The 14,823-nt window shown below is 72.5% G+C and carries 15 protein-coding genes; 5 read left to right on the top strand and 10 right to left on the bottom strand.

Going from position 1 to position 14,823, the window contains the following annotated elements; all coding sequences use genetic code 11:
• Positions 1-17: 17 nt before the first annotated feature.
• The gene (locus BM085_RS32340) at positions 18-254 is read right to left on the bottom strand and encodes a DUF397 domain-containing protein (protein WP_093890618.1); all 237 of its coding nucleotides are present in this window, start codon (positions 252-254) and stop codon (positions 18-20) included.
• 237 nt (positions 255-491) lie between these two features.
• On the opposite strand from BM085_RS32340, the gene BM085_RS32335 reads away from it, so the two are divergent.
• The 3 genes from BM085_RS32335 to BM085_RS32325 all read left to right on the top strand — a co-directional run bounded on the left by BM085_RS32335 (position 492) and on the right by BM085_RS32325 (position 2,923).
• A complete protein-coding gene (locus tag BM085_RS32335; RefSeq protein WP_177245383.1) occupies positions 492-992 on the top strand; it encodes an ATP-binding protein in 501 nt (166 codons plus the stop codon).
• A 173-nt stretch (positions 993-1,165) separates the two neighbouring features.
• Positions 1,166-1,981, top strand: coding sequence for an SAM-dependent methyltransferase (locus tag BM085_RS32330; protein ID WP_093890667.1), 816 nt, complete (start codon positions 1,166-1,168; stop codon positions 1,979-1,981).
• 123 nt (positions 1,982-2,104) lie between these two features.
• Positions 2,105-2,923, top strand: a complete 819-nt coding sequence (locus BM085_RS32325; protein ID WP_093890616.1) for an SAM-dependent methyltransferase — start codon at positions 2,105-2,107, stop codon at positions 2,921-2,923.
• Positions 2,924-3,159: 236 nt separating this feature from the next.
• Here the strand turns inward: BM085_RS32325 and BM085_RS32320 are convergent, their stop codons facing one another.
• From BM085_RS32320 to BM085_RS32305, 4 genes are all read right to left on the bottom strand, one after another.
• Positions 3,160-4,803 (bottom strand): RecQ family ATP-dependent DNA helicase, encoded by a 1,644-nt coding sequence (locus BM085_RS32320; RefSeq protein WP_093890615.1) that lies wholly within the window; start codon positions 4,801-4,803, stop codon positions 3,160-3,162.
• A 111-nt stretch (positions 4,804-4,914) separates the two neighbouring features.
• Complete coding sequence (locus BM085_RS32315) at positions 4,915-5,604, bottom strand: fasciclin domain-containing protein (RefSeq protein WP_093890614.1); 690 nt, start codon at positions 5,602-5,604, stop codon at positions 4,915-4,917.
• A gap of 180 nt (positions 5,605-5,784) precedes the next feature.
• Positions 5,785-7,008: an NAD(P)/FAD-dependent oxidoreductase gene (locus BM085_RS32310; protein WP_093890613.1), complete on the bottom strand. Its 1,224-nt coding sequence runs from the start codon at positions 7,006-7,008 to the stop codon at positions 5,785-5,787.
• A 137-nt stretch (positions 7,009-7,145) separates the two neighbouring features.
• Positions 7,146-7,781, bottom strand: a complete 636-nt coding sequence (locus BM085_RS32305) for a hypothetical protein (protein WP_031165001.1) — start codon at positions 7,779-7,781, stop codon at positions 7,146-7,148.
• 17 nt (positions 7,782-7,798) lie between these two features.
• Between BM085_RS32305 and BM085_RS32300 the strand changes: the two genes are divergently transcribed.
• Positions 7,799-8,122, top strand: coding sequence for a hypothetical protein (locus BM085_RS32300; protein WP_093890612.1), 324 nt, complete (start codon positions 7,799-7,801; stop codon positions 8,120-8,122).
• A 289-nt stretch (positions 8,123-8,411) separates the two neighbouring features.
• Positions 8,412-10,049, top strand: a complete 1,638-nt coding sequence (pgm, locus tag BM085_RS32295; protein WP_093890611.1) for a phosphoglucomutase (alpha-D-glucose-1,6-bisphosphate-dependent) — start codon at positions 8,412-8,414, stop codon at positions 10,047-10,049.
• An 86-nt stretch (positions 10,050-10,135) separates the two neighbouring features.
• Here pgm and BM085_RS32290 read toward each other — a convergent pair whose 3' ends face one another.
• The 5 genes from BM085_RS32290 to BM085_RS32270 all read right to left on the bottom strand — a co-directional run bounded on the left by BM085_RS32290 (position 10,136) and on the right by BM085_RS32270 (position 14,815).
• Positions 10,136-11,008 (bottom strand): diacylglycerol/lipid kinase family protein, encoded by an 873-nt coding sequence (locus BM085_RS32290; RefSeq protein ID WP_093890610.1) that lies wholly within the window; start codon positions 11,006-11,008, stop codon positions 10,136-10,138.
• A gap of 62 nt (positions 11,009-11,070) precedes the next feature.
• The gene (locus BM085_RS32285) at positions 11,071-11,577 is read right to left on the bottom strand and encodes a hypothetical protein (protein ID WP_093890609.1); all 507 of its coding nucleotides are present in this window, start codon (positions 11,575-11,577) and stop codon (positions 11,071-11,073) included.
• 128 nt (positions 11,578-11,705) lie between these two features.
• Entirely contained in the window at positions 11,706-12,599 is an 894-nt protein-coding gene (locus BM085_RS32280; RefSeq protein ID WP_093890608.1) for a TIGR03620 family F420-dependent LLM class oxidoreductase, read from the bottom strand.
• 236 nt (positions 12,600-12,835) lie between these two features.
• The gene (locus tag BM085_RS32275; protein ID WP_177245382.1) at positions 12,836-13,372 is read right to left on the bottom strand and encodes an NADPH-dependent FMN reductase; all 537 of its coding nucleotides are present in this window, start codon (positions 13,370-13,372) and stop codon (positions 12,836-12,838) included.
• Positions 13,373-13,648: 276 nt separating this feature from the next.
• Positions 13,649-14,815 carry an anhydro-N-acetylmuramic acid kinase gene (locus tag BM085_RS32270; RefSeq protein ID WP_093890606.1) on the bottom strand — a complete coding sequence of 389 codons (1,167 nt, stop codon included), beginning with the start codon at positions 14,813-14,815 and terminating at the stop codon, positions 13,649-13,651.
• Positions 14,816-14,823: the final 8 nt, after the last annotated feature.

The raw sequence follows: 14,823 nt of genomic DNA, 5'->3' as shown, positions 1-14,823 counted from the left end.
TCAATCAATTCGGATGATCAGACGATCAGGTCGTCGAAGTCGCCGCCCTTCACGCCCCGGACGAAGGCGTCGAGCTCGCGGCGGGTGTAGATCAGCGCGGGCCCCTCCGGGTCCCGCGAGTTGCGGATCGCGACCCCGCCGCCTGGCAGGACGGCCAGCTCGACGCAGTTACCGCTGGGATTGCTGAAGTGGCTCTTGCGCCAGACGACGCCGTCCAGCAGCGTCGCCGACATGCCGTTGTGCAGCTGATTCATCCTCGCCTCTCACCGATTAGGGAGGGAAACACCCGTACAAGCATAGGGCGTTGTGCAGATGCACGTGCATCTGTACTTGCTTATGCACATTTTGACGGGCAAGATTGACGAAACGGACTGCTCCCGTTACGCGCTCCTCCCGCCTCCCCAAGGTCACCGATGACTGGTCACCCGCGACATCAAACCCAAGCCACACCCATCCGGACAGAGATCGGTGGGTGGGAACGGTGGTTGTCAATGCTCGATCACGTGCTCCCCCCGAGCGGGCTGCCGCCCTGGGCGGACGGCGACAGCCACGTCGACCATCTGCGGATGGCGGTGCGGAGCCTGCGCCACGCCCCCCTCGCGGCACGGACCGCCCGCGAGTTCACCTCCGCCGCGCTGCGCTCCTGGGAACTGGCCCCGCTGATCGACGACACCGGTGTGGTGGTCTCCGAGCTGGTGACCAACGCCGTGCGTCACGGCGTACGGGACGGGGGCGGCCGCTCCGCGCAGGACGTCAGAGTCATCCTCTGCCACACCGAGCGTTCGGTGCTGTGCGCGGTCACCGATCCCAGCGACCAGGGCCCCAGCCTGCGTGAGCCCGACTACGAGGCGGAGAACGGCCGCGGGCTGCAGCTCGTCCAGGGAGTCAGCGAGATGTGGGGGTGGGCGCCCCTGGAGAGCCGGGGCAAGGCGGTGTGGGCCGCGTTCGCCGTCCCCTCCAGGGCCGCACGCCACCTGGAGGCGTGCCACTGACAGACGCCCCACCGACAGCGGAACGGTGAACGGCGGACGCTTCACCCCCACCGGAGCGGCGAACGGCGGACGCCCCGCCCCCACCGGAGCGGCGATTTGCGCGAATATGTCTCATGTTCGGCGAATGATGGATATTGTCCGCTGAAACCCGCGCCGGCCGGATGGAGGATGTCATGGTGCCGTCGAAGACCGGACGCCTCACGTTCGACCCCACGATCCCCAACGCCGGGCGGATAGCCGACTACTTCCTGGGCGGCAAGGACAACTTCGCCGCCGACCGCGCGGCCGCGCAGATCGCGCTCGCGCTCGCGCCGGAGCTCCCCGCGATGTCCCGGGAGGGCCGCCGCTTCCTCGGCCGGGCGGTCCGTTTCCTCGCCGAATCCGGCATCCGGCAGTTCATCGACATCGGCTGCGGCCTGCCGACCCAGGGCAACGTGCACGAGATGGTCCACGCCGTCGCGCCCGACGCGCGGGTGGTCTACGTCGACAACGATCCGATGGTCGTCGTCCACGCCCAGGCCCTGCTCCAGGACGACCTCCTGACCACCGTGGTCGAGGCCGACGCGCGCGATCCGGAGCGGCTGCTCTCCAACCCGCGGCTCACCGGCATGATCGACCTCGACCGGCCCGTGGCGGTCCTTCTCTTCTCGCTCCTGCAGGACGTCACCGACGACGTCCTGGCCATGCAGATCGTCACCGAACTCCAGAAGGCGATCGCGCCGGGCAGCTACGTGGCCCTCTCCCACGCGGTCAGCGACCTGCGCCCGGAGACGACCGCGAAGCTCGCCGCCCTCTACCAGGACCGGGGCTCGGTCACCGGCCCCCGCCGTGACAACCTGCGCACCAAGGCCGACGTCGGGCGTTTCTTCGACGGGCTCACTCTCGTCGAACCCGGACTCGTCTATGTGCCCCGGTGGCGACCCGACGGGATCGCGCTCCACCGGCCCGACTCCGTGTGGGTCGTCGGCGGGGTCGGACGCAAGGAATAGCAGGCCGCGCGGGACAGCGGACCTTACAGAACAATCAACATATTTCTCGCATTGCCCACAGCTTGCCATCTACCCACGGACGCCACTGTTCTTTAGTCTCACAGGCAACCGAGGAGATGACCCATGAGCGACGCGACCCGGCGGCCACCGGCAGGTCTGGACACGAGCGTGCCCAACGTCGCCCGGATGAACGACTACTTCCTCGGCGGCAAGGACAACTTCGCGGCCGACCGCAGGGCCGCCGAGGAGGTGCTCGCCATCGCCCCGGAGATCAGGACGATGGCGAAGGAGGGCCAGGCCTTCCTCGGCCGGGCGGTCCGCCATCTCGTCGGGCAGGGCATCACGCAGTTCCTCACCATAGGCGCGGGACTCCCCACCCAGCACAACGTCCACCAGGTCGCGCAGTCCCTTGAGCCCGCCGCACGCGTGGTCTACGTCGCCGACGACCCGGTCGTGCTCTCCCACTCCCTGGCCCTGCTGGCCACCGACCCCCGCACCGCCGCCGTCAGGGGCGACGTGCTCCACCCCGACGAGCTGCTCGCGGACCCCGAGCTGCGGCGGCTCATCGATCTGGAGCGGCCGGTGGCCCTCCTGATCACCTCCGCGCTGCAGTTCATCCCCGACGAGGACGACCCGTTCAAGAGCGTCGCCCGGCTGCGCGACGCGGTGGCGGTCGGCAGCCACCTCGTCATCGCCCACGCCGTCTTCGACGCCCGTCCCGAGGCGGCGGGGCCGCTCGTCGACATCTACCGCAAGGTCCTCGGCCGTAGCGAGGACGCCTCACGCACGCGCCAGCAGGTGCTGCGCTTCTTCGACGGGCTGGAACTCGTCGACCCGGGCCTGGTCTACCTCCGCCAGTGGCGTCCCGACAACCCGCTCGCCGCCCAGCGCCCGGAGAGGACCTGGACGGTGGCCGGGGTCGCCCGCAAGACCGACGGCTGACCCGCCGAGGGTCCGGGCGGACCGGGCCGATCCCGTTGAACGGTGGATCACCTCGGAGAACGTGGAGGAGTTGCGCGAGGCCGAGGAGATGAGGGACCGGACCATCCGGTCCCGCACGACCTCCACAGACGCGACCTTGTCGCATCTCACCCGCCTGGCAGGGCATCCGGCCCAGTGAGGTAGCCGAGTCCTGCCAGCCCCCTGGCCAGGATGCCTTTTCGGCTCCAGGGCGGTCTCTAGACGTACTCGGCCACCAGGAGGCCGTCGCGCTCGACGGCCTCCAGGGAGAGCGTCTTGTAGCCGACCTCGTCGAACAGAACGGTGATCCGGTCGGCCTCCCTGCTCATCACCACCCCGGCGCCCCAGCTGCTGTGCCGTACGCCGGCGTGCATCGGGAAGGGCCCGCCGCCGGTCTCGGGCGGGGCGGACAGGCCCGCCCGGCAGGTGTCGCAGTCGCCGCAGGTGCGCTCGTACGGCTCGCCGAAGTACTCCAGCAGGAACCTGCGGCGGCAGCCGGTGGTCTCGGCGTAGCCGCGCATCATGTCGATGCGTGAGTCGTCGATGCGGCGGCGGGTGTCGTCGAGTTCGACGGCGCGCGCGACGGCCTCCCGCGGCGCGGGGCCGCCGGAGACCTGGCGCAGGTCCCCCTCCCCGGTGACCTCGACCGCGCCGGCGCGCTCCAGCAGGTTCACCACCCGGGTCAGCCGGGTGGCGCCGACGTCCAGCAGGCCGCGCAGCCCGGCGGCCGGGACGGCGCCCCCGTGTTCGTGGATCAGCGTGGCGGTCCGCAGCAGGAGCTCCTCGTCGGCCCGCCCCCCGGCGAAGAACCTGCGCAGCCCGAGATCCTCCGGACGGTAGAACAGCACCGCCGATGCCGGGGCCTGGTCCCGGCCGGCGCGGCCGATCTCCTGGTAGTAGGAGTCCGGCGACTCCGGTGGAGCGGCGTGCAGCACGAACCGCACATCCGGCTTGTCGATGCCCATGCCGAACGCCGAGGTCGCCACGACGACGTCGAGCTCGTCATCGCGGAACATCCCGTGGACGCGGTGGCGGTCGGCGGCCTTCATCCCCGCGTGGTACGGCTCGACCCGGCGGCCCGCCTCCCGCAGCGCGGCGGCGTACTCCTCGGCGGCGCGGCGGGTGGCGACGTAGACCAGCCCGAGCCCGGGACGGGAGGCGGCGTCCTCCACCAGCGCCCGCCGCAGGTCCTCCTGGGTGACGAACCGGCGGACCTCCAGGTCCAGGTTGGGGCGGTCGAAGCCGCGCACGATCTGGCGGACGTCCGACAGGCCCAGGGCCGTGACGATCTCCTCGCGGACCGACGGGGTCGCCGTGGCGGTCAGCGCCACCACCGGGGGGTGGCCGAGCCGTTCGATGACCTGTCCCAGCCGCAGGTAGTCGGGCCGGAAGTCGTGTCCCCACGCGGACACGCAGTGGGCCTCGTCGATGGCGATCAGCGAGGGACGGGCGGCGCGCAGCCGCTCGACCGTCTCGGGCCTGGCGAGCTGCTCGGGCGAGAGGAAGACGAACTCGGTCCTGCCCGCCCGCACCGACTCAAGGGAGGCCTCGGCGCCGGCCTGCGCGGAGTTGACCGCGACCGCCCCGCCGGCGTCGGCCTCCCGCAGCCCGGCGACCTGGTCGCGCTGGAGCGCGATCAGCGGCGAGACGACCACCGTCGGCCCGTCCAGCAGCAGGGCCGGCACCTGGTAGACGGCGGACTTGCCGCTGCCGGTCGGCATGACCACGAGCGCGTCGCCGCCGCCCAGCAGGTGGCGCATGGCCTCGAGCTGTCCCGGCCGCAGGTCCCGCCACCCGAAGACCTCGCGGGCCACCGCCCTCAGCCGCCGCGCCCGCAGCCCGAAGCCGTCCCTCACACCCATGCCGCTTCCCTTCTCCGTGTACCGCGCCGGCTACCCGTGGATGGGCGCGGTACTCGTCATCGGCGGAAGGACACGGTGAGGGGCACCCGCGAAGGGCGCCCCTCCACCCGCTCAGCTCGGCGACGCCCCGGCGGTGGGCAGCAGAACCGCGTCGATCAGGTAGACGGTGGCGTTGGCGGTCTGGATGTTGCCGCACAGGACCTTGGCCTCGTCGTTGACCATGTAGTCCTCACCGGAGCCCTTGACGGTCAGCGTGCCGCCCGAGAGCGTGCTCAGCGTCGCCTCGGTGAGCTCCTCGGGGGTCTTCTTCCCCTCGACGACGTGGTAGGAGAGGATCTTGGTGAGCTGTGCCTTGTCGGACAGGACCTTGTCGAGCATCTCCTTCGGGATCTTGCTGAACGCCTCGTTGGTGGGGGCGAACACCGTGATCTCCTTGGCGGAGTTCAACTTGTCGGTCAGCCCGGCCTTCTTGACCGCCTCGACCAGGGTGGAGAGCTGCGGGTTGTGGGACGCCGCGGTGGCGACCGGTTCCTTGGCCATGCTCTCCAGGCTGCCCGCGCCGGTGGTGGGCAGGGAGGAACAGCCCGGGCCGAAGGGTTTGGTCATGGCGCCGCCGGGCGATTCCGAGCCGCCGGGCGATTCCGAGGTCATGTCGGTGGGCGACTCGGAGGTCATGTCGGTGGGCATGGGCGTGGGAGAGACCCGGAGGATGGAACCCGTGGTGACCGCCTGGGCGGCGCCCGGGGCGGCGGCCAGGGCCAGCGCGGTCAGAGCCGAGGCGAGAAGAGACTTCTTCTTCACAGTGATCTCCTTGGATGGACGGATGAGTCCTCCTGGACCCATCCGCCGGGCCCCGAGTCGCTCATCGATCTTTCGTAGATCAATGCCCTCCGATGTCACGTTAAATGCCCCATAGCATGACTCTTGACCACATATCTCCCTGTATGAAGAGATGTCGGCCCGCCGACCGGCTCGGATCGATCAGCCCAGATCGGCCAGTACGGCGTCGGCGGCACGCCGGCCGGAGACCAGGGCCCCCTGCTGGGAGCCGGTGTCGCGATGATCGCCGCACACGTAGCGGCCGGGCGCGAGACGGACCGGCCGGCGCAGCGGGAAGGGCGGCGTCATCGCGGGCAGCGCGGCCTCGATCGGATAGGTCGCCAGGTGCCGCCAGGCGGAGGTGTCCGTCCCGTAGATCTGGGCCAGCCGTGACCGGACCCCCGGCTCGTCGGCGTCGGACAGGACCCCCAGGAGCGAGGTGGAGATCAGGGCGCGGCCGTCCGGGGAGTATCCGGGCGCGACGTCGGTGACGACCAGGGTGTCGGTGACCAGGCCCTCGGCGTCGACGATCTGCGTGGGCTCTCCCAGCGGGGAGCGGGCGGCGACGTGGTAGAAGGTCGTCACCGCGCGCATCTCCGGGATCCTCAGCCCGGGACAGAGACCGGCCGCCGCGGCCGGGTCGGTCGCCACGACGACCGCGCGGGCCGGGATCGTCTCGCCCCCGGCCGTCCTCACCCCGTCCTCCGTCACCGCCGCGACCGGGGTGCCCAGTGACAGCGCCTCGGCCGGGAGGCGGGCGGCGAGCTGGCGGGGGATCTCCCCCATGCCGAGCGCGGGCAGCCCGATCGTGCCCCGGGCGAAGGCCCGCCAGAGCAGGTGGAAGAACCGGCTGGAGGTCTGGAGCTCCCGTTCGAGCACCACTCCGGACAGGAAGGGGCGGAGCAGCTTGTCGATCATCTTGGACGAGATGCCCCAGTGCCGCAGCTCCGCCTCCGTGGTGCGTTCGGTGCCGCCGCGCAGCCGGTCGGCGGGGAAGGCGATGTCCCGTGCCGTCAGCGCGGCCAGGGCGGCCTTGTCGCGCGGCGACCCCACATCCGCCAGCACCCCGCTGAGCGCGTGCTCGGGATGCCGCCAGGGCAGCATGAAACGCTCCCGCCGCCCCCGGTCGAAGACGATCAGCCCCGAGGCGATCACCCCCAGATCCAGGGCGCCGATGTCGAGGACCCGGCCGGCCTCCGGGTAGGCGGTGTTGAACACCTGGAAACCGCGGTCCAGCCGGAAGCCGTCCACGATGTCGGTGCGCACCCGCCCGCCCACCTCCCCGGCGGCCTCGACGACCCGGACCGGCACCCCTGCGGCGTGCAGCCGTACCGCGCATGACAGACCGGCGAGCCCGGCTCCGACGACGACCACGGTGTCCGACATGACCCATCCCCCTGGTGTTCACAGCGGCGTGTCCGCTGCGAGGCGCCGCAGCGGCACGGAGCGACAAGATCCACCACCTGTGACCTCGGGTGGCGAGCCGCCGGGGGTCGCGTCTGCGTCCAAGTCTGCCGTACGGCCTACGCCAGCTTCACGGTGATCTCCCCGCCGAGCTGGAATCCGCCGGACAGCTCCAGGTCGTCGCCGCTCCAGAACCGGCCCGGGTCGTACCAGTTCGGGCGGCGACCGCCGGGGAGCAGCCCCATCGCCTCGTAGGTGACGGCGACGACCTCCGCGCAGTAGGCGCTCTCCAGCGCGCTCTCCTCGGCGCCCCGCTTCAGGAGCTTCGGCACCCGCCCGCGGAACCAGCGACCGGCGAGCCGGGCGGTGGAGGGGAACGGGGTGCCGTCCAGGCGTGCGACGGTGCGCAGGACCGCGTCCTCCATCTCACGGGTGACCTGGGGTTCGAGCTGGCGCAGCCAGCCGCGCTGGCCGTACCTGGTGGCCCACACGCAGACCGCCTCGCGCAGGTCGTGCAGCTGGACCCCGCGTTGGTGGGTCCCGGACCACAGGTCGGGCAGCGACCGGCCGAGTTCGGCGTGCCACATCAACGGCGGCATGTCGTCGATGACGACGGACATGCCGACATGGTTGACGGGACTGTTCGTCACGGTCTGGATGGCTCGATCGGGTACGGTGCGGCCGCGGAACAGCCATACGTCGCCGGTACGGGTCAGGTCGACCGCCTCGTCGAGGCTGATGCTCTTGCCGGGCATCTCTGTAGCCTAGGCACATGCGGTGGTGGAAGATACTCGGCCTGGCAGGTGTCGCGGGCGTGGCGGCGACCGGAGTGGTGATCGCCCGGGCGGAACGGCGGCGGCAGGCCTACACTCCGGACGAGATCCGCGAGCGGCTCCGCGCCCGTCTGGAGGAGGCCTCGGAGAGCGAGCGGAAGGCGCTCGGCGAGGCCCCTGACCGGGCCGGGCCGGTGGTCCCCGTCCCGGCGACCGGCTCGGCCGGCGTCGCCGTGGGATCGGGCGCTCCCGCGTTCCGGAGACGCCTGCTCGACCGGATGAGCGACCTGGGCCGCCGGCTGCCGCACCGCGGGCGCCGATGACGCGTCGACCTGGTTTCACAGGCGCCGGTCCCGGAAGACCGTCCGGAGGCGGGCTCGCCGGCCTCGGTCCGGCCCGACCGCCCGGCACGCCGTCACGGCCGGCGACATGGATCTTCGAGCCTTTCCGACGAGCCCTGCCCGGACGGGTCCGGCTCGACGCCGGCCCCGTCCCGGCGGCCGGGCATGGCGAGAAGTCGCAGGCCCGGGGCCGAAGTCCGGGGGCGATGGCTAAAGTTCTGCCTGTTTGCGGGTAGGTACCGTCTGGCCGTGATGACATAAGGAGATCGCAATGACGCACGAGCGCGCGGGGAAGATCGCCCAACCCTCCGATCTGGTTGACGTGGCCCGCCTGGTGACCGCCTACTACGCTCTCCGCCCCGACCCCCAGGAGGTCGGCCAGCGGGTGTCGTTCGGCACGTCGGGGCACCGCGGCTCCTCGCTGAACGTCGCCTTCAACGAGGACCACATTCTCGCGACCAGCCAGGCCATCGTGGAATACCGCGCAGCGCGGGGAGTGGACGGGCCGCTTTTCCTCGGCGCCGACAGCCACGCGCTCTCGGAGCCCGCCCAGGTGTCGGCGCTGGAGGTGTTCGCGGCCAACGGGGTGAGGGTGCTGATCGACAGCCGTGACGGCTACACCCCGACGCCGGCGGTCTCCCACGCGATCCTCAGCCACAACCGCGGGCGCGCGGCGGGTCTGGCCGACGGCGTGGTGGTGACCCCCTCGCACAACCCGCCCGGCGACGGCGGCTTCAAGTACAACCCGCCGAACGGCGGCCCGGCCGACACCGACGCCACCTCGTGGATCCAGGACCGGGCCAACGCGCTGATCGCGGGCGGTCTCAAGGAGGTCAGGCGGATCCCCTACGCCAGGGCCCTGGCCGCCGACACGACCGGCCGCCACGACTTCCTCGGCGCCTACGTGGACGACCTGCCGTCGGTGCTGGACATCGACGCGATCCGGGAGGCGGGGGTGCGCATCGGCGCCGACCCGCTGGGCGGGGCGAGCGTGGCCTACTGGGGGGAGATCGCCGGGCGGCACCGGCTGGACCTGACGGTGGTCAACCCGCTGACCGACCCGACGTGGCGGTTCATGACGCTGGACTGGGACGGCAAGATCCGGATGGACTGCTCGTCGCCGTACGCCATGGCCTCCCTCATCGCCAACCGCGACGCCTTCGACGTCTCCACGGGCAACGACGCCGACGCCGACCGGCACGGCGTCGTCACCCCCGACGGGGGCCTGCTCAACCCCAACCACTATCTCGCCGTCGCGATCTCCTACCTCTACTCCCACCGGCCTGACTGGCCCGCGGACGCCGGGGTCGGCAAGACGCTGGTGAGCAGCGGCATGATCGACCGGGTGGCCGCCGATCTGGGCAGGCGGCTGATGGAGGTGCCCGTCGGGTTCAAGTGGTTCGTGCCGGGGCTGCTCGACGGCTCACTCGGTTTCGGCGGCGAGGAGAGCGCGGGGGCGTCGTTCCTGCGCCGCGACGGATCGGTGTGGACCACCGACAAGGACGGGATCATCCTGGCGCTGCTGGCCTCCGAGATCATCGCGACCACCGGCCGCTCGCCGAGCGAGCACTACGCCGGGCTGGTGTCCAGGTTCGGCGATCCGGCCTACGCCCGGGTCGACGCTCCCGCGACCCGGGAGGAGAAGGCGGTGCTCGGCAGGCTCTCGGCCGAGCAGGTCACCGCCGACACGCTCGCCGGCGAGCCGATCAGGGAGGTGCTCACCTCGGCGCCCGGCAACGGCGCCCCCATCGGCGGGGTGAAGGTCAGCACGGACAGCGCCTGGTTCGCCGCCCGGCCCTCCGGCACCGAGGACGTTTACAAGATCTACGCCGAGTCCTTCAAGGGGCCCGAGCACCTCGCCGAGGTGCAGGAGGCGGCCAGGGACCTGGTGTCGGAGTCGCTGAAGTAGGCGGGGAGCCCGGCCGGGCGGAGCTCCGCGGACCGTACGCCGCCGGTCGGGGCCGGCCGCTCCCGGAGCCGGGCCGGGCGGCCCGGTCAGGTGAACATCCGCCAGGCGGCGGGCGCGACCGTCCAGCGGCGCCGGGCCGTCGGGCCGGTCAGCTCGCCGTCGGCGTTCACCGGCACGGGCTCGCCCTCCACCGCCACCTCGCGGCCGCGGCCGGTGACGACGTCGCGCAGCTCCGGGTGTGTGCCCCGGCGCAGTCGCAGCGCGTAGACGAGCCGGTCCACCGGCCCTGTCGTCAGCGCGACGACGACGTCCACCATGCCGTCGTCGGGCCTGGCCCGGGGGGTCAGCGGGGTGCCGCCGCCGATGGTGACGCCGTTGCCGATGCCGGCCATGAGCACCGGGCGCCCCTCTGCCAGCGGCCGACCGTCCACGGTCACCCGCAGCCGCCAGCCGGGGCTCCGCACGCCCGCCAGCAGCCCGCCGACCGCGTAGGCGAACCGTCCGAGTTTCGGCTTGAGCGGCTTGGCCTGCTCGGAGGCCTCCGCTCCGACGCCGAGGTGCACCGCGTTGACCACGACCCCGCCCTCGTCGTCCACCAGGAGGTCGAGGGGCTGGGGCCGCCCGGCGAGCACGATGCGCGCCGCCACCTCGGGGTCCAGCGGAATGCCCAGGCCGCGGGCGAAGTCGTTGCCGGTGCCCAGCGGGACCAGGCCCACGGTGCGGGCCTCCAGCTCGCCGCGCCGGTGCAGGGCCGCGACCGTCACGTGCAGCGACCCGTCGCCGCCCAGCACGACCACGTCCCGGCCGGGGTGGGCGTCGAGCATCTCGTCCAGGTCCTTCTGCCCCGCGGGCGCCTCCACCACGTCGGCGCCGCCGCGGAGCACCTCCAGGACCGCCGTCCTGGCGGCGTCGTCCACGCCGCCCGCCTCCTCGTTGTAGATCGCCAGCAACTCGGCCATGCCATCCCTCCAACTGATCGCCTGGCCGGTCCCTGCCCACGGGAAGGGCGATCACGCGCAGGTCAGCCCAGCCTCCACCAGCGCACGCCCAGCCAGAGGCCGGCTCCGGCGCCGAGCACGGCGGCCAGGACGTACACCGCGACGGTCGAGGTGTCCGAGAGGTAGCCGTTGCCCGCGACGAGTATCGCCATGATCACCGTGCCCAGCATGCCCACGCCCAGACCCGCGGCGAGGCCGAGCACGCACGCCTTCAGCACGCGGGACAGGCCGTCCGCGCGCCCGCGGACCGGCGCCATGACGGACATCAGCCGCTCGACGACGAGCGCGGGGTCCTCGTCGAGCCGGCCGGCGACGAGCTGGGTGGTCACCCCGCCCGGCTCCGGCTCGCTCAGGCAGATCCACTGACGGCCGTGTGCGAAGACGGCCGCCTCCCCCGCCCCCGGGAAGCCCAGCCAGAGGAACGGCGTGCCCTCGGGGAACTCCCTGAGCCCGTGGCGGACGGCCGGGGCGCCCGTGTCGAGTGCCGCACCCAGGGCGCTCAGCGCCCGTTCCTCCCCCGAGTCACCCACGACGACCTCCCTGCCCCCTCCTACCCATCTTCGTACGGCACGGCCCGGCGGTTGCGCCGGGGCCGCGCCGGACCGCCGCCCGTACGGAACATCGGTCACGGCCGGGCGGGCGGGCGGCGGTGGACGCCCTACTCCCCCGGGCGCACGCCGAGGGCCGGGGCCAGCTCGGTGAGCTGATCGACGGCCCCGCGCAGGTCGATGGGGAGCGGCTGGACGGCGACGTGGTCCGCCCCGGCGTCGAGATGCGCGCCGATCCGCCGGGCGACGGCCTCCGCGTCGCCCCACGCGACGATCGCGTCCACCAGCCGGTCGCTGCCGCCGCCGGTGAAGTCGTGGTCCTCGTAGCCGAGGTGGAGCAGGCTGTTGACGTAGTTCGGCAGCTTCAGGTAGGGGTCCATGTGCGCGCGGGCGATCTCCCTGGCCCTGGCCGGGTCGCGCTCCAGGACCACGGCCTGTTCGGGGGCGAGGATCGGGGCCGGGCCGAGGATCTCGCGGGCGTGCGCGGTGTGCTCCGGCGGCACGAAGTACGGGTGGGCGCCGTCGGCCTTGTCCCGGGCGAGCTCCAGCATCCGGGGCCGCAGGGCCGCCAGCAGCCTGGGCGTGGGCGGGTTGTCGACGAGCATCAGGTCGGCGGCGGCGGCGTCCATCGCGGCGAGGTAGGCGCGCATCGCGGCGAGGGGACGCGTGTAGTCGTGGCCGCGCCGGGAGACGAGGGGGGCGTGGCTGACCCCGATGCCCAGGGCGAACCGCCCCGGGTAGGCCTCGCCGTACGACTTCCCCCCGGCCGCCATGGCGGTCGCGTCCCGCGCCCAGATGTTGGCGATGCCGGTGGCGACCGAGATGCGCTCGGTGGCCGCGAGCAGGATGCCCGCGGCGCTGAACGCCTCCCTGGTTCCAGGCGCCTCACCGAACCACAGCGTGCCGTAGCCGAGTGCTTCGATCTCCACCGCCGCCCGCCGTACGGCCGGGGCCGGGGCCCGTCCGAACAGGGGATGCCACACACCGATCCGGCCGATGCCCATCGCCGTCTCCGATCCAGCTCTGCCAAAGTGTTCGATTAAGATAGAACGTATCTCAATGTTCGATGCTGATCGAACATTAAGCCGGCCCGGCGCGCCGGGCCGGGGCCCGTGAGGCCGGGCACGGGGACACGGGCACCGGCGGAGGGCCCGGGGCATGGAGGCACGGCCACCGCGGCGACCGTCCGGAAGGGCCGCGACCGGAGATCACGCGAGGGCCGGGACGGCCCGGCGGCCTGTTACACCGTGGACTTGGTGAAGGACGGCTTGCAGAGTCCTTTCAGCACCGTGCAGAGCCTGTCGCGGAACTCCGGATCGACGAGCCTGCCCTCGGAGTCGAACTGGCTCAGCGCCGACGACACGACCAGGTCGGCGCCGTACACGACCGCGCCGGCCGCGCCGAGGGCACGGCGGAGCTCGGTCTGCGTCCACGTCGCCTCGTGGGCGTGCAGGCAGGCGGTCAGCACCGCGGCCGGCTTGCCGACGAGGACCGCGCCGCCGCGCGAAGACGCCGCCCAGGCCAGCGCGTGGCCGAGCTGGGGAGGCAGGACGCTGTGCGCCGGCGCCGCGACCAGCAGGCCGTCCGCTCCGGAGAGGATGTGGCACAGCTCGTCCACCCGCTGCGGAAGCGGCCCCTCCTGGAACGGCGGCACCTGATCCAGCCCGTCCCAGATCTCGAAGTCCACCGACGCCGGCAGCTCTCTGGCCGACGCCTCAAGTAGTTTCCGGACATACGCCCCCGGACGGAGGCTGCCCGCGATTCCTATGATCTTCATCCCCGACCCCATCCCTGTCGCGAGCTTGCGAACGCTACGCGCGAGGGGGGACCTGCCCCAGGAAAAGGTCAACGAACATGATCTCAAGCACACATCGCGCATGATCCGGTGATTTCTTCACCAAACACGGCCGGATGTCCGTGAAACCCGTGGTCCAGCCCCTCCCGGTCCGGGGCCGCTCGCCGGGGAAGCCCGTGAAAGCTCTCGCATCCGAGGGCCCGGACGCCCTCGGAGGGGGTCCGGGCCGGGTCACCACACGGGGGCCTGCCCCGCCCGCTACCGGACCGCCGCCCGCGCGCCGGGCGCCGGCACGGCGTCCAGGCGCATACGGGCCGGCGCCTGGCGGAGCGGCTCCGGCAGGGTCAGCGGCCCCCGGCCGGGCGTGATCGCGCCGAGCATCCTCGGCCCGGTGGCGCCCGTGCAGCCGGGGACCGTCGCGGGCAGCCCGTGTGCCGTCATCCAGCCGAAGAGCGAGAAGGCGATCGCCTCCTTCGCGTCGGAGGGGACACCGAACTCGTCGCTCGGCACGATCCGCGCCCGCCCGGCCCGCTCGCGCAGCATGCCGGCCAGCACCGGGTTCCGCACCCCGCCGCCCGAGACGATCACGGTGTCGAGCCGGTGCCGCCTGATCTCCGCGGCCACCGTCTCGGCGGTCAGCGCGGTCAGCGTCGCCAGCAGGTCGGGGAGGGCCAGTCCGTACGGTGAGGCGATCCCGGCGAGGTAGCCCGGATGGAAGAGCTCCTTGCCGGTGCTCTTCGGCGGCAGTGCCCGGTAGTACGGCTCGGCCAGCAGTTCCCGGAGCAGCTCCTCGTGGACCCGCCCCGCCGCGGCGAGCCGGCCGTCCTCGTCGTACGGCATGCCCGTGGCGGCCGCCACCGCCGCGTCCATCAGCGCCGACGCCGGGCCCGTGTCGTAGGCGATCCCGAGCTCCCGCACGGTCAGGTTGGCGATGCCGCCGAGGTTGAGGGCGCCGGTGCGGCCCGGCAGACCGGCCATGAGCAGCAGGTCGAAGAAGGAGACCAGCGGCGCGCCCTGCCCGCCGGCGCTCACGTCCCGCGCGCGCAGGTCGGAGACCACCGGCACGCCGGTCCGCTCGGCGATCCAGGCGGGCTGGCCGAGCTGCAGGGTGCCGCGCACCGTGCCGTCCTCCACCCAGTGGTACAGCGTCTGCCCGTGCGAGCAGACGAGGTCGGCCGGGCCGCCCGCCTCGGCCGCGTCGGCGAACGCCTGGCCGATCAGGGTGTCGAGGCGGCACACCTCGGCCATGTCGATCGGGTTGGGCGGCAGCGCGGCGACGATCCGCGCCCGGAGCTCGTGATCGTAGGGCCGCTCGCCGGTGCGCTCGACGACCCCCACGAGCACGCCCTCTTCCACCGACCAGTCCACGAGCGCGCTGTCGATCCCGTCATGGGAGGTCCCTGATATCAGTCCGAGCACCCGCACGTCTTCTC

Source organism: Streptosporangium canum, from assembly GCF_900113865.1.
Classification (GTDB): domain Bacteria; phylum Actinomycetota; class Actinomycetes; order Streptosporangiales; family Streptosporangiaceae; genus Streptosporangium; species Streptosporangium canum.
This window is presented reverse-complemented; position numbering and strand designations above follow the sequence as displayed.

Coding starts and splice junctions, on each gene's coding strand:
- BM085_RS32340 (WP_093890618.1), bottom strand. CDS start 254: ATGAATCAGCTGCACAACGGCATGTCGGCGACGCTGCTGGACGGCGTC.
- BM085_RS32335 (WP_177245383.1), top strand. CDS start 492: ATGCTCGATCACGTGCTCCCCCCGAGCGGGCTGCCGCCCTGGGCGGAC.
- BM085_RS32330 (WP_093890667.1), top strand. CDS start 1,166: ATGGTGCCGTCGAAGACCGGACGCCTCACGTTCGACCCCACGATCCCC.
- BM085_RS32325 (WP_093890616.1), top strand. CDS start 2,105: ATGAGCGACGCGACCCGGCGGCCACCGGCAGGTCTGGACACGAGCGTG.
- BM085_RS32320 (WP_093890615.1), bottom strand. CDS start 4,803: ATGGGTGTGAGGGACGGCTTCGGGCTGCGGGCGCGGCGGCTGAGGGCG.
- BM085_RS32310 (WP_093890613.1), bottom strand. CDS start 7,008: ATGTCGGACACCGTGGTCGTCGTCGGAGCCGGGCTCGCCGGTCTGTCA.
- BM085_RS32305 (WP_031165001.1), bottom strand. CDS start 7,781: ATGCCCGGCAAGAGCATCAGCCTCGACGAGGCGGTCGACCTGACCCGT.
- BM085_RS32300 (WP_093890612.1), top strand. CDS start 7,799: ATGCGGTGGTGGAAGATACTCGGCCTGGCAGGTGTCGCGGGCGTGGCG.
- pgm (WP_093890611.1), top strand. CDS start 8,412: ATGACGCACGAGCGCGCGGGGAAGATCGCCCAACCCTCCGATCTGGTT.
- BM085_RS32290 (WP_093890610.1), bottom strand. CDS start 11,008: ATGGCCGAGTTGCTGGCGATCTACAACGAGGAGGCGGGCGGCGTGGAC.
- BM085_RS32280 (WP_093890608.1), bottom strand. CDS start 12,599: ATGGGCATCGGCCGGATCGGTGTGTGGCATCCCCTGTTCGGACGGGCC.
- BM085_RS32275 (WP_177245382.1), bottom strand. CDS start 13,372: ATGAAGATCATAGGAATCGCGGGCAGCCTCCGTCCGGGGGCGTATGTC.